26 protein-coding genes are annotated in these 21,166 nt (G+C 67.6%); 14 read left to right on the forward strand and 12 right to left on the reverse strand.

Going from position 1 to position 21,166, the window contains the following annotated elements:
• Positions 1-13 precede the first annotated feature (13 nt).
• The 5 genes from aroQ to J7500_RS07665 all read left to right on the forward strand — a co-directional run bounded on the left by aroQ (position 14) and on the right by J7500_RS07665 (position 3,654).
• Positions 14-448 carry a type II 3-dehydroquinate dehydratase gene (gene aroQ / locus J7500_RS07645; protein WP_294061069.1) on the forward strand — a complete coding sequence of 145 codons (435 nt, stop codon included), beginning with the start codon at positions 14-16 and terminating at the stop codon, positions 446-448.
• Positions 449-511: 63 nt separating this feature from the next.
• Complete coding sequence (gene accB, locus J7500_RS07650; RefSeq protein ID WP_294061128.1) at positions 512-961, forward strand: acetyl-CoA carboxylase biotin carboxyl carrier protein; 450 nt, start codon at positions 512-514, stop codon at positions 959-961.
• A gap of 10 nt (positions 962-971) precedes the next feature.
• Positions 972-2,330, forward strand: coding sequence for an acetyl-CoA carboxylase biotin carboxylase subunit (gene accC / locus J7500_RS07655; protein ID WP_294061070.1), 1,359 nt, complete (start codon positions 972-974; stop codon positions 2,328-2,330).
• On the forward strand, positions 2,327-2,671 hold the full coding sequence (arsC, locus tag J7500_RS07660) for an arsenate reductase (glutaredoxin) (RefSeq protein ID WP_294061071.1): 345 nt from the start codon (positions 2,327-2,329) through the stop codon (positions 2,669-2,671). The genes accC and arsC overlap by 4 nt, the downstream gene beginning before the upstream one ends.
• 101 nt (positions 2,672-2,772) lie before the next feature.
• A complete protein-coding gene (locus tag J7500_RS07665; RefSeq protein WP_294061072.1) occupies positions 2,773-3,654 on the forward strand; it encodes a GyrI-like domain-containing protein in 882 nt (293 codons plus the stop codon).
• Positions 3,655-3,660: 6 nt separating this feature from the next.
• Here J7500_RS07665 and J7500_RS07670 read toward each other — a convergent pair whose 3' ends face one another.
• On the reverse strand, positions 3,661-4,119 hold the full coding sequence (locus J7500_RS07670; RefSeq protein ID WP_294061073.1) for a VOC family protein: 459 nt from the start codon (positions 4,117-4,119) through the stop codon (positions 3,661-3,663).
• A gap of 122 nt (positions 4,120-4,241) precedes the next feature.
• Between J7500_RS07670 and J7500_RS07675 the strand changes: the two genes are divergently transcribed.
• From J7500_RS07675 to bfr, 8 genes are all read left to right on the forward strand, one after another.
• Positions 4,242-5,399, forward strand: a complete 1,158-nt coding sequence (locus tag J7500_RS07675; protein ID WP_294061074.1) for a hypothetical protein — start codon at positions 4,242-4,244, stop codon at positions 5,397-5,399.
• A gap of 52 nt (positions 5,400-5,451) precedes the next feature.
• Positions 5,452-7,671 (forward strand): phosphoribosylformylglycinamidine synthase subunit PurL, encoded by a 2,220-nt coding sequence (gene purL, locus J7500_RS07680; RefSeq protein ID WP_294061075.1) that lies wholly within the window; start codon positions 5,452-5,454, stop codon positions 7,669-7,671.
• A gap of 99 nt (positions 7,672-7,770) precedes the next feature.
• On the forward strand, positions 7,771-8,178 hold the full coding sequence (locus J7500_RS07685) for a DUF3052 family protein (protein WP_294061076.1): 408 nt from the start codon (positions 7,771-7,773) through the stop codon (positions 8,176-8,178).
• Between the two features lie 70 nt (positions 8,179-8,248).
• Positions 8,249-8,917, forward strand: a complete 669-nt coding sequence (locus tag J7500_RS07690; protein WP_294061077.1) for a nitroreductase family protein — start codon at positions 8,249-8,251, stop codon at positions 8,915-8,917.
• A gap of 25 nt (positions 8,918-8,942) precedes the next feature.
• On the forward strand, positions 8,943-9,407 hold the full coding sequence (locus J7500_RS07695; protein ID WP_294061078.1) for a hypothetical protein: 465 nt from the start codon (positions 8,943-8,945) through the stop codon (positions 9,405-9,407).
• Positions 9,404-10,639, forward strand: coding sequence for a DUF418 domain-containing protein (locus tag J7500_RS07700; protein ID WP_294061079.1), 1,236 nt, complete (start codon positions 9,404-9,406; stop codon positions 10,637-10,639). The genes J7500_RS07695 and J7500_RS07700 overlap by 4 nt, the downstream gene beginning before the upstream one ends.
• Positions 10,640-10,725: 86 nt before the next feature.
• Complete coding sequence (locus J7500_RS07705; protein ID WP_294061129.1) at positions 10,726-10,896, forward strand: (2Fe-2S)-binding protein; 171 nt, start codon at positions 10,726-10,728, stop codon at positions 10,894-10,896.
• A gap of 101 nt (positions 10,897-10,997) precedes the next feature.
• On the forward strand, positions 10,998-11,480 hold the full coding sequence (bfr, locus tag J7500_RS07710; RefSeq protein ID WP_294061080.1) for a bacterioferritin: 483 nt from the start codon (positions 10,998-11,000) through the stop codon (positions 11,478-11,480).
• Here bfr and J7500_RS07715 read toward each other — a convergent pair.
• On the reverse strand, positions 11,452-12,003 hold the full coding sequence (locus J7500_RS07715; RefSeq protein ID WP_367112973.1) for an endonuclease domain-containing protein: 552 nt from the start codon (positions 12,001-12,003) through the stop codon (positions 11,452-11,454). The genes bfr and J7500_RS07715 overlap by 29 nt on opposite strands.
• A 198-nt stretch (positions 12,004-12,201) precedes the next feature.
• Between J7500_RS07715 and J7500_RS07720 the strand changes: the two genes are divergently transcribed.
• Positions 12,202-12,645: a hypothetical protein gene (locus J7500_RS07720; RefSeq protein WP_294061081.1), complete on the forward strand. Its 444-nt coding sequence runs from the start codon at positions 12,202-12,204 to the stop codon at positions 12,643-12,645.
• 257 nt (positions 12,646-12,902) lie between these two features.
• Here J7500_RS07720 and J7500_RS07725 read toward each other — a convergent pair whose 3' ends face one another.
• The 10 genes from J7500_RS07725 to J7500_RS07770 form a co-directional block, all read right to left on the reverse strand.
• Complete coding sequence (locus tag J7500_RS07725; RefSeq protein WP_294061082.1) at positions 12,903-13,622, reverse strand: hypothetical protein; 720 nt, start codon at positions 13,620-13,622, stop codon at positions 12,903-12,905.
• A 532-nt stretch (positions 13,623-14,154) separates the two neighbouring features.
• Positions 14,155-14,571, reverse strand: a complete 417-nt coding sequence (locus J7500_RS07730) for an Hpt domain-containing protein (protein ID WP_294061083.1) — start codon at positions 14,569-14,571, stop codon at positions 14,155-14,157.
• A 96-nt stretch (positions 14,572-14,667) separates the two neighbouring features.
• Positions 14,668-16,038: a ribosome biogenesis GTPase Der gene (gene der / locus J7500_RS07735; RefSeq protein WP_294061084.1), complete on the reverse strand. Its 1,371-nt coding sequence runs from the start codon at positions 16,036-16,038 to the stop codon at positions 14,668-14,670.
• Between the two features lie 174 nt (positions 16,039-16,212).
• Positions 16,213-17,535 carry a PQQ-like beta-propeller repeat protein gene (locus J7500_RS07740; protein WP_294061085.1) on the reverse strand — a complete coding sequence of 441 codons (1,323 nt, stop codon included), beginning with the start codon at positions 17,533-17,535 and terminating at the stop codon, positions 16,213-16,215.
• On the reverse strand, positions 17,532-18,239 hold the full coding sequence (locus J7500_RS07745; RefSeq protein WP_294061086.1) for a tetratricopeptide repeat protein: 708 nt from the start codon (positions 18,237-18,239) through the stop codon (positions 17,532-17,534). Before J7500_RS07745 ends, J7500_RS07740 begins: the two co-directional genes overlap by 4 nt.
• A gap of 77 nt (positions 18,240-18,316) precedes the next feature.
• Positions 18,317-19,174 carry a 3-methyl-2-oxobutanoate hydroxymethyltransferase gene (gene panB, locus J7500_RS07750; RefSeq protein ID WP_294061087.1) on the reverse strand — a complete coding sequence of 286 codons (858 nt, stop codon included), beginning with the start codon at positions 19,172-19,174 and terminating at the stop codon, positions 18,317-18,319.
• Between the two features lie 68 nt (positions 19,175-19,242).
• A complete protein-coding gene (locus J7500_RS07755; protein ID WP_294061088.1) occupies positions 19,243-19,683 on the reverse strand; it encodes a hypothetical protein in 441 nt (146 codons plus the stop codon).
• An 88-nt stretch (positions 19,684-19,771) separates the two neighbouring features.
• On the reverse strand, positions 19,772-20,119 hold the full coding sequence (locus J7500_RS07760; RefSeq protein ID WP_294061089.1) for an ArsC family reductase: 348 nt from the start codon (positions 20,117-20,119) through the stop codon (positions 19,772-19,774).
• Positions 20,116-20,544 (reverse strand): GNAT family acetyltransferase, encoded by a 429-nt coding sequence (locus tag J7500_RS07765; protein ID WP_294061091.1) that lies wholly within the window; start codon positions 20,542-20,544, stop codon positions 20,116-20,118. Before J7500_RS07765 ends, J7500_RS07760 begins: the two co-directional genes overlap by 4 nt.
• Positions 20,529-21,161, reverse strand: coding sequence for a hypothetical protein (locus tag J7500_RS07770; protein WP_294061093.1), 633 nt, complete (start codon positions 21,159-21,161; stop codon positions 20,529-20,531). The genes J7500_RS07765 and J7500_RS07770 overlap by 16 nt, the downstream gene beginning before the upstream one ends.
• Positions 21,162-21,166: the final 5 nt, after the last annotated feature.

Raw genomic sequence — 21,166 nt, forward strand, 5'->3', positions numbered from 1 at the left:
GAAAGGCTGATCCTTGGCCGACACGATCTACGTCTTGAATGGTCCCAACCTCAATCTGCTGGGGCTGCGCGAGCCGGAGATCTACGGCCATGACACGCTCGACGACATTGCGGGGCAGCTCGAGGATCGCGCCCGCGACCTCGATTTGACCATCGACATGCGCCAGTCGAACCATGAGGGGCATCTCATCGATTGGCTGCACGAGGCGCAGGCCCGGGGCGCCAGGGCGGTCATCCTCAATCCGGGCGGGTACACGCATACCTCGGTCGCGTTGCACGATGCCGTGAAGAGCATCACGACGCCGGTGATCGAGGTCCATCTCTCGAACCCGCATGCCCGTGAGCCCTTCCGGCACACGAGCTTCGTCGGCCGCGCCGCGCGCGGAACCGTCGCCGGGTTCGGGGCGCTTTCCTATATGCTTGCGCTTGAAGCCGCTGCGCGCTTCTGACAGAGGGCGCGCTTTCATCGAACAGAGGGTCGTGTGGCCGAAGAAAAGAACAACGCAGGGGCGATGCACGTGGATATCGAGCTGGTCCGCCAGCTCGCCGCAGTGCTCGACGACACCCAGCTTACCGAAATCGAAGTCGAGGATGGCGAACGTCGCGTCCGCGTCGCGCGCACCGTGACCGCCGCGCCGGCGGTGCACATGGCCGCGCCTGCCGCTCCGGCACCGGCGCCCGCCGCGCCCGTGGCCGCCGCGGCCCCGGCGGAGGCACCCGCCGCCGCCAGGAACGCAGTAAAGTCGCCGATGGTCGGCACTGCCTATCTCTCGCCCAATCCCGAGGCGAAGGCGTTCGTCGCGGTCGGCCAGAAGGTCGCCGCCGGCGACACGCTGCTGATCATCGAGGCGATGAAGGTCATGAACCCGATCCACGCGCCTGCCGCCGGCACGGTCGCCGCGATCCTGGTCGAGAACGGCCAGCCCGTCGAGTTTGACCAGCCCCTGGTCGTGGTCGAGTAACGGCCGCCCCATGCCCGAGATCAAGAAGCTCCTGATCGCCAATCGCGGCGAGATCGCGCTGCGCATCCATCGCGCGTGCCACGAGATGGGGATCAAGACGGTGGCGGTGCACTCCACCGCCGATAGCGACGCGATGCACGTCCGCCTGGCGGACGAGGCGATCTGCATCGGACCGCCGCCCGCCGGCGAGAGCTACCTCAACATCCCCAACATCATCTCGGCCGCCGAGATCTCGGGCGCCGACGCGATCCACCCCGGCTATGGCTTCCTCTCGGAGAACGCCCAGTTCGCCGAGATCGTCGAGGCGCATGGGCTGCTCTTCGTCGGGCCCAAGCCCGAGCATATCCGCACGATGGGCGACAAGATCGAGGCCAAGCGCACCGCCGGCGCGCTCGGCCTGCCGCTCGTCCCCGGCTCGGACGGCGCGATCAGCGACATCGAGGAAGCCAAGCGCATCGCCGAGAAGGCCGGCTATCCGGTGATCATCAAGGCCGCGTCGGGCGGCGGCGGGCGCGGCATGAAGGTCGTAAACAATCCCGCCGACCTCGAAGCGCAGATGCTACAGGCGGGCAGCGAGGCCAAGGCGGCGTTCGGCGACGCCACCGTCTATCTCGAGAAGTATCTCGGCAACCCGCGCCACATCGAGTTCCAGGTGTTCGGCGACGGCAACGGCAACGCGATCCACCTCGGCGAGCGCGACTGCTCGCTCCAGCGCCGCCACCAGAAGGTGCTCGAGGAAGCGCTGTCGCCCGTCATCACGCCCGAGGAGCGCGCGCGCATGGGCGGCATCGTCGCCAGGGCGATGGCCGACATGGGCTATCGCGGCGCGGGCACGATCGAGTTTCTGTGGGAAGACGGCGAGTTCTACTTCATCGAGATGAACACCCGCCTGCAGGTCGAGCATCCGGTGACCGAGATGATCACCGGGCTCGATCTCGTCCGCGAGCAGATCCGCGTCGCCGAGGGCCATCCGCTTTCGGTCCGCCAGGAGGACATCGAGTTCCGCGGCCACGCCATCGAATGCCGCATCAATGCCGAGGACCCGAAGACCTTCGCGCCTTCGCCGGGCAAGATCACCCACTTCCACGCCCCCGGCGGCATGCACGTGCGCGTCGATAGCGGCATCTATTCGGGCTACAAGATCCCGCCCTATTACGACTCGATGATCGCCAAGCTGATCGTCTACGGCCGCACGCGCGAAGGCTGCATCATGCGCCTGCGCCGCGCGCTCGAGGAATTCGTGGTCGAAGGCGTCAAGACCACCATCCCGCTCCACCAGGCGCTGCTCGACGACCCCGATTTCCAGTCGGGCAACTACACGATCAAGTGGCTCGAGGAGTGGTTGGCGAAGCAGCAGGACGCGCAGTGAAGGCAACGATCTGGCACAACCCGCGCTGCGGCACTTCGCGCAAGACGCTGGCGATCCTCGAGGAAACGCCGGGCATCGAGGTCGAGGTGATCGAATATCTAAAGACCCCGCCCTCACGCGAGAAGCTGGTCGCGCTCTACCAGCGCGCCGGCATCGCGCCGCGCCAGGGCCTGCGCGCCAAGGAACCCCTCGCGGCCGAACTCGGCCTCGCCGATGCGAGCGACGAGGCGATCCTCGACGCGATGATGGCGCACCCGATCCTGATCGAGCGCCCGCTCGTCGAGACCGACAAGGGCGTCCGCCTCTGCCGCCCGCAGGAAGTGGTGCGCGAGATCCTGTGATCCCAAGCTCCTGCTTCCGCAGGAGCACAAGGTCCGCAAGATCGGTCAGGCGTGCCGGCGGCGCCGCGGTTAGGGCTGCTCCTGCCCGGGAGGTGCAGCAAGTGACGACCGAAGCCGAACGCCGCTATCTCGCCCGCTTCCAGCGCGTGCTCGACCATGTCGATGCCAATCTGGACGCCGTGCTCGATGTCGACACGCTCGCCGCGGTCGCCACCTTCTCGCCTTTCCACTTCCATCGCCAGTTCGCCGAGCTCACCGGCGTCACCATCCATCGCTACGTCCAGCTCGCGCGGCTCAAGCGCGCCTCCTATGCCCTCGCCTTTCGCGACGCGCCCGTGACCGAGGTCGCGCTGGCGAGCGGCTATGGCGGCTCGGAGGCGTTCGCCCGGGCGTTCCGCGCGCGGCTGGGACAGACGCCGAGCGAATTCCGGCGATCGCCCGATTGGGAGCCCTGGGCAGCGGCAATCGCGCCGCTCGACCGCGCAAGGAGACTGCCCATGACCATCGCCTTCACCGACGCCGACGTGCGCATCCTCGATTTTCCGGAAACCCGCGTGGCGATGCTGACGCACCGCGGCGACCCCGCGGCGATCGGAGACACCGTCCGCCGCTTCATCGCCTGGCGCCACGCCAACGGGCTGCCGCCCGCGCGCAGCCGGACGTTCAACCTGCTCCACGACGATCCCGCGACCGCGCCGCCCGAGCAGTTCCGTCTCACCATCTGCGCCGGGACCGATCGCGCACCTGGTCCCAACGAACATGGCGTCGTCGAGGGCCGCATCCCTGCCGGCCGGTGCGCGGTGGTGCGCCTCACCGGCTCGAGCGACGACCTCAAGCCCGCGGTGCACTTCCTCTATGCCGACTGGCTCCCGCGGAGCGGCGAGGAGCTGCGCGACTTCCCCGTCTTCGCCGAGCGCGTCCGATTCTTCCCGGACGTGCCCGAGAACGAGGCCATCACCGACATCTACCTGCCGCTTCGATAGGCAGAGCTACCCGGCGGGCTCCATCGTCGCCATCCGCCGTTCCATCTCGTCGGGCGTCACGTCCTCGACATGGGTGGCGACGATCCAGCGGTGCCCGAAGGGGTCGGTGAACGTCCCCGACCGGTCGCCGTAGAACTGGTCCTCCACCGCGCGCTCGGCGGTCGCCCCGCCGTCGATGGCGCGGGAGAATGCCGCGTCCACGTCGGGCAGATAGACCATCACCGTGATCGCGCCGCCGCCGAACGCCTTGGGGCCGCGGAAGCCCATTTCCGGGTTCTCGTCGGCGAGCATCACGTGCGAATCGCCGATCGCGAGCTCGGCATGCCCGACTCGGCCCTCATGCTCCATGCGCATGACTTCCTGGGCGCCGAACACTTTGACGTAGAAATCGATCGCGGCGGCAGCGCCGTCGACGACCAGATAGGGAATGACGCTGCGATATCCCTCGGGAACCGGATTGACCATCGTGCCTCTCCTGCCTGCGAGTCCCGGGCGTGAGTATCCGCCCGATGCGAACCGCTCGCAAGCCGCGCTTGCCCCGTACTGCGCCACCGCGTTAGGCTGGCGCGGCAAGAGGGGAGATGCGCGTGCCGGCTTTCCTTCGCACATCGCAGGCGCTGCTGCTCGCCGCGTGCCTGGGCGGATGCACGTCGCTGCGCCCGCAGGTCACGGCCTTCGCCACCGACTACAACCGCGCCATCGCCGATTCGCGCAACCAGGTGGTGCTGCTCAACATCGTCCGCTCGAGCATGGGCGAGCCCACCCATTATTCGGCGCTGAGCCAGGTCGAGGCGACGCTCACCCAGAAGGGCGGCGTGTCCGCCGGTTCGGGCGGGATGATGGCGGGGGCCGACGACGTCTTCGGCACGGTGACGCTCGAGGGCTCGACGGCGCCGACCTTCACCGTGGTGCCGCTCAACACCGACGAGTTCGCGACCGGCATCCTCCAGCCGATCGGCGCCGCCTCGATCCGGCTGCTGGCGACCCAGGGCTGGGATTCGCAGCTCCTCGCGACTCTGCTGATCTCCAAGATCGAATGCGAGGTCCAGGCGCCGGGCGAGAGCTATCGGCGCCATGTCGGCAACTGGATTCCCGAAAGCGGCGGCGAATTCCGCAGTCCCTTCGCCGACGTCGGGATCGACTTTTCCGAGCCCGACACCGAGCCGCCCGAGGCCGGCACGCCGGGCAGCTACACGCTGACCGTCGAGGGATCGCGCGCCGCCGAGCTTCTGTCCTCGGGGATCGACGAGAAGTTCCGGCTGCGCCAGCTCCCCGCCGAGGGGACGGCGACGCGCCTGGTGATGGCGCGCCGCCCGGACGAGGCGATCACGCTCCGCCTGCCGCGCGGGTTGATCGACTGTCCGAGCGACGCGAAGGCCGGCGACGGCCACGGCCCGCACATCGTCGCCAACGGCGATCCGGTCGCGGCGCGCGCCTATCTCCGCTCGATCGAGGGCATGATCCACTTCCTCGGCGACGCAGTCCGCACCGGCACGGTGCTGACCTACACCGCGGGAAGCGCCGACGCGCCCGAACGCCGCGTGCTCTTCGCGCTCGCCCGCGACGACGACCGCCCCAGCGCCGTCGCCGTCACGCACCACGGCCAGCGCTATTCGATCTCGCGCTGGACCACCGGCTCGCCCGACCGCTCGCTCCAGGTGATCGCGCTGGTCAACCAGCTGCTCGCGCTCCAGACCTCGTCCGACGCGCTCAAGCGCACGCCGAGCACCGTCCGCGTGCGGTGAACGAGCATCGGCCTCTAGCCCCCGCGCGCCCGCGCCGCTAAGGGCTCGGCCCATGACCCAGATCACTCCCGAGATCGTCGCCGAGCACGGCCTGAGCCCCGAGGAATATGAGCGCGTCCTGAAGGCGCTCGGCCGCGAGCCCAACCTGACCGAGCTCGGCATCTTCTCGGTGATGTGGTCCGAGCATTGCAGCTACAAGAGCTCGCGAATCCACCTCAAGAAGCTCCCTACCACCGGCCCGCAGGTCATCTGCGGCCCCGGCGAGAACGCCGGCGTCGTCGACATCGGCGACGGCCAGGCGGCGATCTTCAAGATGGAGAGCCACAACCACCCCTCGTACATCGAGCCCTATCAGGGCGCGGCGACCGGCGTGGGCGGCATCCTGCGCGACGTCTTCACCATGGGCGCGCGCCCGATCGCCAACATGAACGCGCTGCGCTTCGGCCGTCCCGACCACCCCAAGATGAAGCATCTCATCGCCGGGGTGGTCCATGGCATCGGCGGCTATGGCAATTGCGTCGGCGTCCCGACCGTCGGCGGCGAAGTCAATTTCCACAAGGCCTATGACGGCAACATCCTCGTCAACGCGATGACCGTGGGCATCGCCGACACCGACAAGATCTTCTATTCGGCCGCCTCGGGCGTCGGCAATCCGATCGTCTATGTCGGCTCCAAGACCGGCCGCGACGGCATCCACGGCGCGACCATGGCCTCGGCCGATTTCGGCGAGGATTCGGAAGAGAAGCGCCCCACCGTCCAGGTCGGCGATCCCTTCACCGAGAAGCTGCTGATCGAGGCCTGCCTCGAGCTGATGGCGTCGGATGCGATCGTCGCGATCCAGGACATGGGCGCCGCGGGCCTCACCTCCTCCTCGGTCGAGATGGCGTCGAAGGGCGGCGTCGGCATCGAGCTGATCATGGACGACGTGCCGCAGCGCGAAACCGGGATGACGCCCTACGAGATGATGCTATCGGAGAGCCAGGAGCGCATGCTCATGGTGCTCAAGCCCGGCCGGGAAGCGTTCGCCGAAGCGATCTTCCGCAAGTGGGAGCTCGACTTCGCCGTCATCGGCCATGTCACCGACACCGGCCGCATGGTGCTCAAGTGGAAGGGCGACGTCGTCTGCGACATCCCGCTCGCCCCGCTCGCCGACGAGGCGCCGCTCTACGACCGGCCGCACGTCCCCACCCCCGCACCCGCGCCGCTCGCTGACGTGCCCGAGACCAGCGACCCCGCGGCCGACCTGCTCAAGCTGATGGGCTCGCCCGACATCGCCTCGCGCCGCTGGATCTGGGAGCAGTACGACCACATGGTCGGCGCCGACACCGTCCAGCGCCCCGGCGGCGACGCCGCGGTGGTCCGCGTCCACGGCACGCGGAAGGGCATCGCGATCACCACCGATTGCACCCCGCGCTATTGCTTCGCCGACCCCGTCGAGGGCGGCAAGCAGGCGGTTGCCGAGGCATGGCGCAACCTGACTTCGGTCGGCGCCAATCCGCTCGCGGTCACCAACTGCCTCAACTTCGCCAATCCGCAGCGCCCCGAGATCATGGGCCAGATCGTCGGCTGCCTCGAGGGCATGAGCGACGCCTGCCGCGCGCTCGACTTCCCGATCGTCTCGGGCAACGTCAGCCTCTACAACGAATCCAAGGCGACCGGCGGCGGCTCGGCGATCCTGCCCACCCCCGCGATCGGCGCCATCGGCCTGCTCCAGGACTGGTCGAAGAGCTGCACCATCGCCTTCAAGGGAACCGGCGACACGGTGATCGCAGTCGGCGAGCGCGCTGGCGAGCTCGGCCAGTCGATCTGGCTGCGCGAGATCCACGGCCGCGAGGAAGGCCCGCCGCCTGCGGTCGACCTCGCCGCCGAACGCCGCACCGGCGACTTCATCCGTCAGCAGATCCAGGCCGGCGCGATCACGGCCTGCCACGACGTGTCCGACGGCGGCCTCGCCGTCGCGCTCGCCGAGATGGCGCTCGCCTCGGGCATCGGCGTGCTGGTCAACGAGCCCCAACCCTTCGGCGTCGCGGGCTCGCTGTTCGGCGAGGACCAGGGCCTCTACGTCGTCACCGTCTGCGACACCTGCCTCGCCGACTTCATGGCCGCCGCGCACAAGGCCGACGTCCCCGCCGACCCGCTCGGCCGCACGATCAAGGACCGCGTGATCTTCGAGCTCGACGAAGGCGACTGGACCGTCAGCCTCGCCGACCTGCGCGCCGCGCACGAGGGCTTCTTCCCCCAGCTGATGGGCGAAGACGCCGCGCTGGCCTGACCTGTTCTCCCCTCCCTGTCAGGGAGGGGAGACGACGAGTGGCTTCCCGTTCCGCCGAATGGCGTTAGGATGGGCGGACACGGCTCGGAGGGCAGGACGATGACCCAAGGCTATTCCGGCACGCCGCTGGGCGAGAAGATCGGCCTCAGGCGGGGGATGCGCTGCTGGTTCCACAACATGCCCGCCGATGTCCGCGCCGCGCTCGCCCCGGGCCACTACGGCATCGACGAGCAGCAGGCGGCCACCGAAGGCCTGCAATGTATTTGGCTTTTCGAGACCGAGCGTGCCAGATTGGAACGCGAGCTTGCCGCGGCGCAGCAGCTGATGGCCTCGAATGGCTTCATCTGGGTCTCCTGGCCGAAGAAGTCCGCGCACGCGGAAACCGACATTTCCGAGGGAATCATACGCGAAGTCGCGCTCTCCCAGGGGCTGGTCGACACCAAGGTCTGCGCCGTCGACCAGACATGGTCCGCGCTAAAACTGGTTGTTCGCAAACAGTTGCGTTAGGCTGAGCCAGTAGAATAGCGGACTGTTCCAGCCGGGGCCATTCTGCCAGGCCCGCCGGTGGAGCGGCTTGATGGACGAATTTGAAGCGCTGCCCTGGCAGCCCTACCCCGAAATGGACGATGGCGAGCGCATCGCGCGCGCGCAGGCGTTCAGCGCGTCGATGCGCAGGCGGCGCAGCTGCCGCGCGTTCAGCGATCAGCCGGTGCCCCAGGAAGTGATCGAGGCCGCGCTGCATGCCGCCGCTTCCGCTCCCAACGGCGCCAACCGCCAGCCCTGGCATTTCTGCGTCGTCACTGCGCCCGAGGCGCGCACCGCGATCCGCGTCGCCGTCGAGGAAGAGGAACGCGCCTTCTACGCCGGCCGCGCCGGCAGCCGCTGGCTCGAGGCGCTCTCGCCGCTCGGCACCCATGCCGAAAAGCCCTATCTCGAAACCGCGCCCTGGCTGATCGTGGTGTTCGCGGTCCGCCGCACCGTCGCCGAGCACAACGAGATCGCGCCCAATTACTATGTCTCGGAAAGCGTCGGCATCGCCTGCGGCCTGCTGCTCGCCACGCTCCACGAGGCGGGAGTCGCGACGCTGGTGCACACGCCCGCGCCGATGGGCTTCCTCAACCGCGTCTGCGGCCGCCCCACGAGCGAGAAGCCGGTGATGATGATCGTCGCCGGCCACCCCGCGCCCGACGCCACCGTTCCCGCGCTCGACAAGAAGCCGCTGGAGCAGATCACGACCTGGCTGTAGCCTGTCCCCAGCGGGGAGAGGTGGAATGGCCGAAATCGCAAGCGCAGGGCTGGCACGCCGCATCGCCGTCGCGACGCTGGTCGCCGGCACGCTCGACATCGCCATGGCGGCGATCGACACCGCAGCGGCCGGCCGGCCGATCGCGAACATGCTGCGCGCGGTCGCGAGCGGTCCCTTCCCCGCGGCGCGGACATGGGGCGCGGCGGGCGCCGCCACCGGCCTGCTCGTCCATTTCGCGATCATGGCGGTGATGGCCACGGTGTTCCTGTTCGCCCATGCGCGCATCGCCCGGGTGCGCGCGCATCCGCTGCTCGCCGGCGCGCTCTACGGCGTGGTGCTGTGGCTGGTGATGTACGGCCTCGTCCTGCCGCTGCGCTTCGGCGCGCCCTTCCCCAGCACCGAGCCGGTCGAGCTCGCCAAGCAGCTCTTCGCGCACATCGTCCTCGTCGGCCTGAGCTTCGGCCTCGTCGCGCGCACGCGCCGCGCGTGACGGCCCCGTCCGACCGGATCCTCGCGCTCGATACCGTGCGCGGCGTCGCAGTGATGGGCATCCTGCTGATGAACATCGTCGCCTTCGCCATGCCCCAGGCGGCCTATTTCAATCCCCATGCCTATGGCGGCGCGGCCGGCGCGGACCTGGCGGTCTATCTCGTCAACTTCGTCCTGTTCGACGGCAAGATGCGCGGGCTCTTCTCCTTCCTGTTCGGCGCCTCGATGCTGCTGGTGATCGACCGCGCCGAGGCCAAGGGCGAGAGCGCCGTGCGCGTCCATTACGCGCGCATGCTCACCTTGCTCGCCTTCGGGCTCGCCCATCTCTGGCTGGTCTGGTGGGGCGACATCCTCAATCTCTATGCGCTGATCGGCATGATCGCCTTCGCCTTCCGCCGTACCGACACGCCGCGCCTCGTCGGGCTCGGCGCAGTGCTGGTGCTCGCCCAGTGCCTGCTCGACGGGCTGATGGCGGGCTCGGTGGCGCAGGCGACCGCGGACCTCCGCTCTGCCGATCCGAACGCCGCACACGCCGCTGCGGCCACCCTCGCCGGCTTCGCCCGCGGCTTCGGCGTCCCCAGCCCCGCCGCGATCGCCGCCGACCTCTCCGAGCACCGCGGCTCCTGGTCTATGATCGGCGCCGCGCGCTGGCGCGAGGAGGCCTGGTCGCCGCTGCGCGGGCTGCTGCTCTTCGGCTGGGAGACGCTCGGCTACATGCTGCTCGGCATGGCGGCCTTCCGCGGCGGGCTGCTCACCGGCGGCTGGAGCCGCGCGGCTTATGTGCGCTGGATGAAGCTCGGGTTCGCGATCGGCGTGCCTGGCTATGCGGCGCTCGCGCTGTGGCTCGTCGCGACGCAGTTCAGCCTCGTCTCCACTGCGGTCACGCTTGCCGTCGCCACGTTGCTCCGCCCGCCGATGATCCTCGCCTGGGCCTGCCTGATCCTGCTGGCGATGCGCCCGGGCGGCACGCTCACCATGCGCGTGGCGGCCGCGGGGCGGATGGCCTTCACCAACTATCTCGCCACGAGCCTGATCTGCACCACGCTGTTCTATGGCTATGGCTTCGGCCTCTACGGCACGCTTTCGCGATGGCAGCTCTACCCGCTCGTCGCGCTCGTCTGCGCCGCGATGCTGCTCTGGTCGAAGCCGTGGCTCGAGAGCTTCCGCTACGGCCCCTTCGAATGGCTCTGGCGCAGCTTCGCGCGCGGCCGGCTCCAGCCGATGCGTAAGTGAATCTCCTAATGCGAATGCGTCTCAACTGGCTTGCGAATCACTCGCATTAGCCCTAGATGCGGATCCCGAGTGGTGAGGGTCCGGCGATGGTCGTCTGCGTGTGCAATGCAATCCGTGAGCGCGAAGTGCGCGAGGCCGCCCGCGACGGCGCATGCAGCACCGGCCAGGCCTATCGGGCGCTCGGATGCCAGCTGAAGTGCGGCCAGTGCGTCCCCTTCGCGCGTGAGATCATCAAGGAAGAGCGCGCGGCTGCGTGACGGTCGCAATAAGCGAAACGGCGGATTTCCGCCGTTTTTTCCTGTCCCCCCAATCGTTTCGCCGCTAGAATGGCGCCTCTTCCAAGCAAGGGGTGCTGGTGATGAAGGGTGACGCGCGGGTCCTCGAATATCTGAACGAGGTGCTCAAGAACGAGCTCACCGCGATCAACCAATACTGGCTCCATTATCGCCTGCTCGACAATTGGGGCATCAGGAAGCTCGCCGAGCTCGAGCGCCACGAGTCGATCGACGAGATGAAGCATGCCGATCGCCTCGCCGAGCGCATCCTGTTCCTCGAAGGCCTTCCCAATTTCCAGCTCCTCGGGCGCCTGCGCATCGGCGAGACCGTCGAGGAAATCCTCCGCGCCGACCTGGCCGTCGAAGTCGAGGCGATCGCCGTGCTCAAGGACGCGATCCAGCATTGCGAGGGCGTGCGCGACTATGTCAGCCGCGACCTGTTCACCGACATCCTCGAGAGCGAGGAAGAGCATGTCGACACGCTCGAGCGCCAGTTCGACATGATCGCGCGCATGGGGCTGGAGAACTACATCCAGCTCAACAGCAAGGCCGAAGAGGCGAGCTAGGGCCGGTTCCAGCCGGCTTGAAGATGCCTGCACCCCGGCGAAGGCCGAGGTCCAGTTGCAATGCAGTCGATCCGCTAGTTGTCCCATCGCGGGTGGAAAGCGGCCGTTCAGCGATAGCGCGGTCTTCTTTCTCTCCCCTCCCTGGAAGGGAGGGGTTGGGGTGGGTGCCGCCGAGGCACTCGGCGGCTTTTTCCAGAACATGGAGTGTGGCCCCGTCGGGATTGGCGAGCACGTCCGAATTCCACAGGCGAATGACCGTCCAGCCTTTCGACTGGAGAAAGGCGGTCCGGCGCGCATCCTTCTCCACTGAGTCCAGATGCTGGCTGCCGTCGAACTCGACGGCCAGTCGTGCCTGCCGGCAGGCAAGGTCGATGATGAACGGCGCCTCGACCAGCTGCCGCGTGAAGGCTGGCCGGAAACGCGAGATGCGATGCCAGACGGCGAGTTCGGCGGGCGTGGGATCGTTGCGCAGCGCGCGCGCTCGGGCAGTCAGGCGCGGATCGATGCGGCGCTGCCTGCGGATAGGTTAGCGTGGCTTCGCTTCGCTCGCCAACCACCCCCAGCCCATCCCTTGCAGGGAGGGGAGCCTTGTTGTCCGCAAACGGGGCGTTAGCCGACAGGCGGGTTTTGACAGCGGCCTCGCCAAATGTCCGACATCGGGTGGAAAGCGGGAATTTTGCGATATAGATTGCCGAAGTTCTGACGAGGGTGTCGAAGGACGATGGGCGAGCGGGAGATCAAGGCTTTTGCGCTGGCTCCACTGCCGGTGATTATCCCCCTGCTGGTCGCGACGGGAGTCAACGCGATGATCGGGGACACGGGAGACGCGAGTGGCGCAGATATTTTCGCTGTCATGTTGGCCTTGGTTCTCTTCGGCTATGGCCTGACGCTTGGTTTCGGAATGCCCATCCACTTGTTGTTGCGTCGTTTCCGCAAGACTGATCTGGGATCTTACCTCAGCCTCACTGCACTGCCGATCGTTCTTCTCGCCGGCGCGATTGCAATGTGGCTCCGATTGGCTCCGGCGCCGGCTCCGCCTGTGAACCCGTTCGGCCTCTACATGCAGGGCGGCTTGGTCATCAGATGGGTGCTGGCGTTTGCGGCTATGGCATCGCTGTCGGCCGCGACCTTCTGGTACGCCGGAGTCAGGCAGCCGAAAATCTGATCGTCCGCAAGCTGGGCGTTAGCTGACCGGCCGCTTTTATGTCTCCACGGCCTGGTGCCCGGGTCCACTCGGCCTCACCGGCTAAGATAGGGCTTCTTGCCCCGCCCTCGCCTCCGGGTGGTTCCCGGCACAAGCCCGGATGACGAATGATATGGACGAAGCGGAGCCTTCCGAATGCAGATGCGCCTCAGGTCGTGACGCCATAAACGACCGCCAACGACACAAGGGCTGATATAGTCCTATTACAGCCAAATCGTTCAGAATTTTCTGGAGGCGTTGAGACGTTCCACGTAGCAAATATCGTTCAGGATCATCGTGCTGCGATCACCGGCGGGCACCAAAACAACATCGGGAGCCAACAGTGTCTCTCCTCCTGGATTCAGGATCACGCCAAAGCCCTGGTCGAGGAAGAGGTATCCAACGTTGTCGATCACACCGGGATAGAGATCAGAAACTTTTGGCTGCCCTTTGCTGATCAGATATCTGTAGCCGTGCGCCGCGAAATCACGAGGTTCCGGGCGGTTGTGTGACAACCGCGCACCCTCTAGGATCAGACCGATTCGGGTAACGGTATTGCTCCCTGGCAGGCGCCGAAATCGTACAGTCGACTGCCAGATGGCCACAGTGCCATGACGCAAATGCCGCGAGATCAGGTCCGCAGCCTCCTCTCTTGTGATGCTACGCCCCCACAGGGGGCGCGCCGCCGCCTTGAACATCCATTCGTTCAGCAGCTCGCGATAAACTTCTGGCGCGACGGCGGTCCATTTTGGCTGATGCTTGGTTGTCATCTCGGCGAAATCCAGCCCAGCGGTCCGCAATTTGCCCGGCTGCTGCCGTATTCGTGGTAACCACCGCATACAAAGCGCATGCTCGGCACGCACGTTCGCAGCGGCCTCACCCTGCGGGGTGTCGGCGGCGACATCAGGGCCAAGTACGCTGGCCAAAAGCGCAACGATGGCGATGACCTGAATCTTCATCCTTCCCTCCCGGCGGTTTGCCGGCTTTATCAAGTGAACTACGCAGATACGATAACATGCTGCGCCGACCGGTTCCGATTACCGTCAACGTCGAACGCCAATATCGGCTATCGGGGGCGTTAGCTGCCAGACCGCTTTTGTGAGTCCACGGCCTGGTGAGTGGGCAGGCAGCCCACTGCACCTCCGCTTGCGATGTAGGATTTCGCCTGCTTGGCTGGTCCTCCGCCCTGCGTTCGGGCGGCGCTCTTTGAACCGTCAGCTCGCCGCGCGAACCGCCGCGACAGTGTGACCTTGGTGTGACCTTTGGTTGCGCGGGAGGCGCGCGCAACCAGCGCGATGACGAGTCCGGATTGCGTCCCGACCCCCGGCTGGCGATCCGCCCGCGCTTGCAAAATAGGATTTCGCCTGCTTGGCTGGCGATCCGCCGGACAGCCGGCGGCGCTCTTTGAACCGTCGGATCTGCGCGAAAAACCCGCGTTTTGGTGTCTACTTTGTCCACTTCCGCGGACTGTCCACTTCCGCGAGGCCCCGTTCAGGCGGCGGGGCGGCGTCCGAATCCGGCCGGGCGGCGCGCGACCAGCGGGTTGGCCTCGCGCTCGAGCAGCGTCAGCGTCGATTCGAACAGCGGGCGCAGCCGCACGACATGCTCGAGCACGGCATCGGGCGTATCGTGCCGCTCGACGCAGGCGCGCGCCATCATCTCGATCGTCTCGGCCAGCTCGGAAAGCGGCTCCGCACCGAACTGGCGCGATTCGCCCTTCAGCGTGTGCGCGGGGATCACCATCGCGGCGGCGTTGTGGCCGCGCATGGCGTCCTCGATCCGCGAGACGGACTTGACCCCGTCCTCGCGGAAATAGCCGAGAATCCGAACGAAATTGGCGCCCAGCTCGGTGCGCGCCTGCGCGTAAGCGCTCCAATCGATCAGCTCGTTGCCGGTCGTCACGTCCATTCCCCGTTCCCGCACCCGCATGGGTACGCGGCGAACCCTAACGGCTGCCGGGTAAACAGCTCGTTGACGTCGATTCCGCTTCCGTAACAATTTTCGCTATTCGCGGTCGCGATCGAAGGGGTTCTTGGGTGCGCGCAGCGAGAGGCGTACCGGCACCGCGCCGAAGTCGAACTCGCGGCGCAGGCCGTTGATCAGATAGCGCTGGTAGCTGGTCGGCAGCAGGTCGACCCGCGTGCCGAACAGCACGAAGCTCGGCGGGCGTGTCTTGTTCTGCGTGATGTAGCGCGGCTTGATCCGCTTGCCGCCGGGTGCGGGCGGCGGGTTGGCGTCGACCGCGCGCTCGAACCAGCGGTTGAGCTGGCCGGTGGAGACGCGGCGCGACCAGGCCTCGCGCGTCTCGAACGCCACCTTCATCATCGTGTCGAGCCCCTTGCCCGTCACCGCCGAGACGGTGAGCAGCGGCACGCCCTTCACCTGCGCTAGCCCCTCGTCGAGCGCACCCTTCACGCCGTTGAAAAGGCTCGAGGCATTCTCGGCCACGTCCCATTTGTTGAGGACGATGATGAGCGCCCGGCCCTCCTGGAGCACGCGGTCGGCGATCTTGAGGTCCTGGACTTCCAGCCCGCGCGTCGCGTCGAGCAGCAGCACCACCACTTCGGCGAAGTCGATCGAGCGCAGCGTGTCGGCGACCGAGAGCCTCTCCAGCTTCTCCTCGACGCGCGCCTTCTTGCGCAGCCCCGCGGTGTCGATCAGCCGGACGGGGCGCATGTTCCCCTCGAAATCCTCCCACTGCCAGTCGATCGCGATCGAGTCGCGCGTGATCCCGGCCTCGGGCCCGGTGATCATCCGGTCCTCGCCGAGCAGCCGGTTGACCAGCGTCGACTTGCCCGCGTTGGGGCGCCCGACGATCGCCAGCTTGAGCGGGGCGTTGGGGTTCTCGGGGTCCTCCTCCTCGGCTTCCTCGTCCTCGCGGTCGAGATGGGGCAGCAGCGCCTCGAACAGGTCGGCGATGCCCTCGCCATGCTCGGCGGAGAGCTGGACGGGGTCGCCGAAGCCCAGCGCCATCGCCTCGATCACGCCGGTCTCGCCCGCGCGGCCCTCGGCCTTGTTGGCGACCAGCACGATCGGCCGGTCGGTCGAGCGCAGCCAGCGGGAAATCTCCTCGTCGAGTGGAGTCACGCCCGCGCGCGAATCGATCAGGAACAGCGCGACATCGGCTTCCTGCACCGCCGCCTCGGTCTGCTGGCGCATGCGGCCCGGCAGCGTCGCGGCATCCTCGTCCTCGTAGCCCGCGGTGTCGATCACGCGGAAGTCGAGGCCGAGCAGCGACGCGTCGCCCTCGCGCCGGTCGCGGGTGACGCCGGGCTGGTCGTCGACGAGCGCGAGCCGCTTGCCGACGAGCCGGTTGAACAGCGTCGACTTGCCGACGTTGGGGCGGCCGATGATCGCAACAGTGGGAAGGGGCATGGGATAAAACCTACTCCCCTCCCTGCTTGCAGGGAGGGGCTGGGGGTGGGTGCGCGCGTCTGCGCGCCTAATAGACTCATCGGCCCCGGGATGAAAAGCAACGGGCGGGGCATCGAGCCCCGCCCGTCACTAAACCCACCCCTTGCCCCTCCCTTTCAGGGAGGGGAACAAGGCTCAGCGATAGGCCGAGAGCTGGCCCTTGTCGTCGAGCACGTAGAGCGTGTTGTTCGCCACCACGAGCGGCAGCGACACCGGCTCCTTGATGTCCATCGTCGACTGGACGCTGCCGTCGGTCGGCGAGGCGAAGATCAGTTCGCCCTCGCTGTTGGCGAGCACCAGATGGCCGCCGGCGAGCACCGGGCCGGCCCAGGTGATCGGGCCCTTGGACTTCTTGGTGTTACGATATTCGCGGAGCTGCGAGATCCAGCGGATCTTGCCGCTGCCGCGCGAGATGCACATCAGCCGCGCGTCGTCGGTCACCACGAACAGCCACTCGCCCGCCGCCCAGGGCGTCGAGATGCCGGCGATGTTCTGCTCCCACATGCGGTTGCCGGTGGCGATGTCCATCGAGACCATGCGCCCGCCCTGGCCGACCGCATAGACGCGGCCCTGGTCGATCACCGGCTCGGCGTCGATGTCCGAGAGCGACGAGACCGAGGTCGAGATGCTGGTGCGCGAGAGCACGTCGCTCCACAGCGAGCGGCCGTTCTCGTAGCGATAGGCGTTGAGCTCGCCCGACGAGAAGCCCGCGATCACCGTGCCCTGCGCCGAAGCCGGCGCGGCGACGCCGAACACGCCCTGCGTCTCGAGGCTGGCCGAGGCGTTCCACGAGAGCTCGCCGTTCTCCTGCGACAGCGCGAAGAGCTGGTTGTCCTGCGTCACGACATAGACGTTGCCATTGGCGAGCGTCGGCGCGCCGCGAAGCGGGCCGGCCGGGCGCTTGCGCCAGATCTCGGTGCCGTTGGTGACGTTGAGCGCCACTACGTCGCCCAGGCCGTTGGTCGCATAGGCGCGCTCGCCCTCGACGCTCACGCCGCCGCCGAAGCGCGCGCTCTCGTTGCCTTTGTCCTTGGCCGTGGCAGCGCGCCACAGCTCGGCGCCGGTGTCGGCGGCCAGCGCATGCACCACGCCGTCGGTGTCGACCACGAGCAGCCGGTTGTCCGATACGACCGGCGCCGCGGCGAGCCGTTCGCGCTTGTTGGGCTTGGCGACTTCCTTGGTCCAGGCGCGCGAGGGCGATGCGCTCAGCGCCAGATGGCCCATCGACTTGGCGGCATTGCCGCCCGGCTGGCGCCAGCCGTCGTTGGCCGCGGCCTCGGGCAGCAGCACCTCGACGCCCGCGAGCGAGCGATCGGCAGTGATGTCATTCTCCGAGACCAGAATCGGCACGCGCTCGCCGAGCACCGGGGTCTTCTTGCCACCGCCTTTGAACATCCCGCAGCCACTCGCCATCGCGAGCACCGCGAGAGCGGCAGCCACCCTCACCTTCTTGTTCATTGAGCCTTGGTTTCCTTCGACTGGTCGATGGCGTCGACACCCAATACGCCGGCAAGCTGAACCGCACGTGCACGAACCGACTGCGGCACCTTTTCGCCACCCTGGGCGATCTGGCCGAACATCTGGCCCGCGGCCTTGCGGTCGCCGGCCTTGAGATAGGCCGCGGCAACGAGCTCGCCCGCGGTACCGAGCCACGGCGAATTGGGGTCGGTGAGCGGCTTCAGCCGATCGATCACCACCTGGGGCTTCAGCGTATCGAACTCGGCGACCGTCTGGCGGACCAGCGCCAGGTCGCGGAACGGCTTGTCGACCGACTGGTCGCCAGCAACCGCTGCGAACTTGGCCACCGCGCCCTTGGCGTCGCTCTTCTGGAGCAGCAGGTTGCCCTGCGCGATCCGCGACAGCGCGCCGAAGCCATCGTTGCGGTCGGCGAGCTTGGCGAACTCGGTCGCGGCCTTGTCGAGCTGGCCCTGTTCGGCCAGCCGCAGCGCGGCGTCATATTGCTCGCCGGCCTTGCCCGCCGCGCTTTCCTGATGATGCTGCCAATAGAGGAAGCCCGCGAGCGCAATCAGCGCCGCGATCACCGCGCCGATGATCCAGCGGCCATAGTTGCGCCAGATCGAGAGCAGCCGCTCGCGGCGATACTCCTCGTCGACTTCGCGCAGAAAGGCTTCGTCAGTGGTGCCGGAGGGAGGAAGCGCCAAGATCTACTCCATTGGGTGTCGTCGCGGGCGCGGACCTTAGCCGCGCATCGGGGGAAGGGAAAGCGCCCGTTAGTCGCTCAATCGCGCGCCGCATAGACTTGTTCGGCGCTCGGGAAGTCCCGCGACCGGACCTCTGCCGCATAGGCCTCGACCGCGGCCGAAATACGGCCGGCGAGATCGTCGTAGCGCTTCACGAAGCGCGGGGTCCGCTCGAACAGCCCGAGCATGTCCTCCGCGACCAGCACCTGCCCGTCGCAGCGCGCCGAGGCGCCGATGCCGATCACCGGCACGCTCACCGCGGCGGTGATCTCGTCGGCCAGGCTCTCGACCACGCCCTCCGCGACGATCCCGAAAGCGCCCGCCTCCGCGATTGCCCTTGCATCGTCGAGGATCTGCGCATGCTCGGCGTTGCTGCGCCCGCGCGCGCCATAGCCCCCGAGCGCGTTCACCGCCTGCGGAGTCAGCCCGACATGCCCCATCACCGGAATCCCGCGCCGCGTCAGGAATTCGACGATCGGCGCCATCGCCGTGCCGCCTTCCAGCTTCACGCCCGCGGCGCCTGTCTGGGCGAGCACACGCGCAGCCGATTCGAAAGCGCGCTCGGGGCTCGCTTCATAGGCGCCGAAGGGCATGTCGACGATGACCACCGAATGATAGCTGCCGCGCACCACTGCGGCGCCGTGCGCGATCATCATGTCGAGCGTCACCGGTAGCGTCGAGGGCAGGCCGTAGATCACCTGCCCCAGGCTGTCGCCGACCAGCAGCACGTCGCAATGCGGGTCGAGCAGCTGCGCCATGCGCGTCGTATATGCCGTCAGCATCACGATCGGCTCCTTGCCCTTGCGATTGCGGATCGCGGGCACGGTGAGCCGCTTCATCGGCGCAGGCGTGGGATTGGCGCGGCTGGTGGCGGTATCGAGCGTGTAGGTGGACATGGCGTCTTCCTAGACCCGCACGCGGACGGACGCCAGCCGAGCGCGCAGCGGTCAGCAGGGCAAGCGAGTCAGGAAATCCAGCCGCGCCGCTCGGCGTAGCTCGCGAACCAGATCTGCGCCACTGCGACCACGGCGATGAACAGCGGAAAAGGTACCGTTGCCGCCGCACCCTTGTGATCGAGCAGGTCCGTGCCGAGGAAGACGTACCCGAACTGGACCACCACCGCGACCAGCGAGACGACGAACAGCGGCCGCGCCAGCTTCGACCGCATCAGCAGTGCGAGCGATCCGAGCAGCCCGCTGAGCACCGCGGCGCCATAGACGAGATTGAGCCACATCGGCAGCGCGTCATAATAGGCGCGATCCCAATCGGTGGCGTCCGGATCGAGCGCCGGACCATAAGCGAGATGCGCGTAGAGCGACGCGCAGCCCGCGACGCCCCAAAGTACCAGGATCAATGCGACGACGACGAACCAGCCGGCCGGCTTCTGCCGAACATAGGATGCCATGCGACCCACCCCTTAGAGGTCCTCTCCCCAAGCGGGGAAGCATAGCGCGAAATCGCCCGACCCGCCACCGCGCGCCCGGCAGCAGCACTCAGAGCAGCGCGCGGGCGAATCGTTCCGGCGCAAAGCCGACGAGCAATCCGCCCGGATATTCAACGACGGGGCGCTTGATCATCGAGGGTTGCGCCAACATCAGCGCGCTCGCCTTGGTTGCGTCCAGGCCCTGCTTGTCGGCATCGGGAAGCTTGCGGAAAGTGGTTCCGGCGCGGTTGAGCAGCGGCTCCCAGCCCACTGTGTCGATCCAGCGCGCGAGCCGCGCCGCGTCGATCCCCTCGGCCTTATAGTCGTGGAAAGCATAGGCGACCGCATGCTCGTCGAGCCAGGCGCGCGCCTTCTTCATCGTGTCGCAGTTCTTGATGCCGTAGACGGTAATGCTCATGCGCCCTCCTTAAGGAAACGACCGAGCGTCACAACCTTCTGCCGCTCGAGCCCTAGCGCCTCGTAGAAACCGAGCGCGGCTTCATTGTCCTCGCGCACCATGAGCTGGGTCTTGGGCGCGCCGCGCCCCCTCAGCCAGTCCTCACCCGCCTGCATCAGTGCGCGGCCTAGCCCATGCCGTCGGCGCTCGGGCGCGACCGCCAGATAATAGACCCAGCCGCGATGTCCGTCGAAGCCGACCATCACCGCGCCGGCAAGCCCTGCGTCGGCGCGCGCCACCAGCACCGCAGCGCTGCCGCTCGCCAGTGCCAGGCGGAAGTCGGCATGCGGATCGTTCCACGGGCGCGTGAGCTCGCAGGCGCGCCACAGCGCCACCACCGCCGCTTCGTCTTCGCTGCCAGCCGCGGCGATCAGCGGAAGATGCAAGTGTTGCCCGCCCATAGCGCCGTGATCTTGCCGGTCGGCGCGAGCGAATCGAGCAGCCCGGACAGCATGCCCGAATGGAATTCGTGGCCGAGCGAGCTTTCCTCGACTTCGATCGCCATCGCGCTCTCGAGCTGCTTCCGCGTGGAGCCCAGTCCGATCCCGGCGGCCGTGGTGAAGCGCCCGTCGTCGCGGCTGTTGAGATCCCAGCCGACGAAGCGGCCTTCGCTGAACGACAGGCCGAGCCCGCCGTCGAACTCGACTTCCTCTAGCGCACCGCCGGGGCATTCCTGGTTGAAGTCCTGGCTCTCCGGTTCGCCGAGCCCTGCCGAGACGAGCCGCACCGCTTCCTCGCGCGTCAGGCCGAAGCCGATATGCCGCGTGGCGCCGCCCTGGAGGACGAGCGCGAGCCCATCCGGGGCGAGGTTCACTCCATGGTTCGTAGGGGTCGGAGCGGCCGCATTGCCGTCGGTGCCGTTGCCCTGGGGCACGACGATCTCGTCCGCATTGCCTTCTGCCACCAGGCGCGCGGTGCCGGATCCGTTGTCCGCAGGTTGCTCAGGCGCGCATGCGGCAAGTGCGAGCACGAGCGCGGCGGCGGTCATGCGTGGCTTCGGCATCACAT

The sequence above is a fragment of the Sphingomonas sp. genome, assembly GCF_017744835.1.
Taxonomy (GTDB): domain Bacteria; phylum Pseudomonadota; class Alphaproteobacteria; order Sphingomonadales; family Sphingomonadaceae; genus Sphingomonas.

Bases quoted from the DNA above. Each gene is read 5' to 3' on its own strand.
- J7500_RS07770 (WP_294061093.1), bottom strand. From the start codon at position 21,161: ATGCCGAAGCCACGCATGACCGCCGCCGCGCTCGTGCTCGCACTTGCC.
- J7500_RS07725 (WP_294061082.1), bottom strand. From the start codon at position 13,622: ATGAAGATTCAGGTCATCGCCATCGTTGCGCTTTTGGCCAGCGTACTT.
- J7500_RS07720 (WP_294061081.1), top strand. From the start codon at position 12,202: ATGGGCGAGCGGGAGATCAAGGCTTTTGCGCTGGCTCCACTGCCGGTG.
- accB (WP_294061128.1), top strand. From the start codon at position 512: ATGCACGTGGATATCGAGCTGGTCCGCCAGCTCGCCGCAGTGCTCGAC.
- der (WP_294061084.1), bottom strand. From the start codon at position 16,038: ATGCCCCTTCCCACTGTTGCGATCATCGGCCGCCCCAACGTCGGCAAG.
- J7500_RS07740 (WP_294061085.1), bottom strand. From the start codon at position 17,535: ATGAACAAGAAGGTGAGGGTGGCTGCCGCTCTCGCGGTGCTCGCGATG.
- J7500_RS07685 (WP_294061076.1), top strand. From the start codon at position 7,771: ATGACCCAAGGCTATTCCGGCACGCCGCTGGGCGAGAAGATCGGCCTC.
- J7500_RS07690 (WP_294061077.1), top strand. From the start codon at position 8,249: ATGGACGAATTTGAAGCGCTGCCCTGGCAGCCCTACCCCGAAATGGAC.
- J7500_RS07670 (WP_294061073.1), bottom strand. From the start codon at position 4,119: ATGGTCAATCCGGTTCCCGAGGGATATCGCAGCGTCATTCCCTATCTG.
- bfr (WP_294061080.1), top strand. From the start codon at position 10,998: ATGAAGGGTGACGCGCGGGTCCTCGAATATCTGAACGAGGTGCTCAAG.
- J7500_RS07705 (WP_294061129.1), top strand. From the start codon at position 10,726: ATGGTCGTCTGCGTGTGCAATGCAATCCGTGAGCGCGAAGTGCGCGAG.
- panB (WP_294061087.1), bottom strand. From the start codon at position 19,174: ATGTCCACCTACACGCTCGATACCGCCACCAGCCGCGCCAATCCCACG.
- accC (WP_294061070.1), top strand. From the start codon at position 972: ATGCCCGAGATCAAGAAGCTCCTGATCGCCAATCGCGGCGAGATCGCG.
- purL (WP_294061075.1), top strand. From the start codon at position 5,452: ATGACCCAGATCACTCCCGAGATCGTCGCCGAGCACGGCCTGAGCCCC.
- J7500_RS07730 (WP_294061083.1), bottom strand. From the start codon at position 14,571: ATGGACGTGACGACCGGCAACGAGCTGATCGATTGGAGCGCTTACGCG.
- J7500_RS07695 (WP_294061078.1), top strand. From the start codon at position 8,943: ATGGCCGAAATCGCAAGCGCAGGGCTGGCACGCCGCATCGCCGTCGCG.
- J7500_RS07760 (WP_294061089.1), bottom strand. From the start codon at position 20,119: ATGAGCATTACCGTCTACGGCATCAAGAACTGCGACACGATGAAGAAG.
- J7500_RS07755 (WP_294061088.1), bottom strand. From the start codon at position 19,683: ATGGCATCCTATGTTCGGCAGAAGCCGGCCGGCTGGTTCGTCGTCGTC.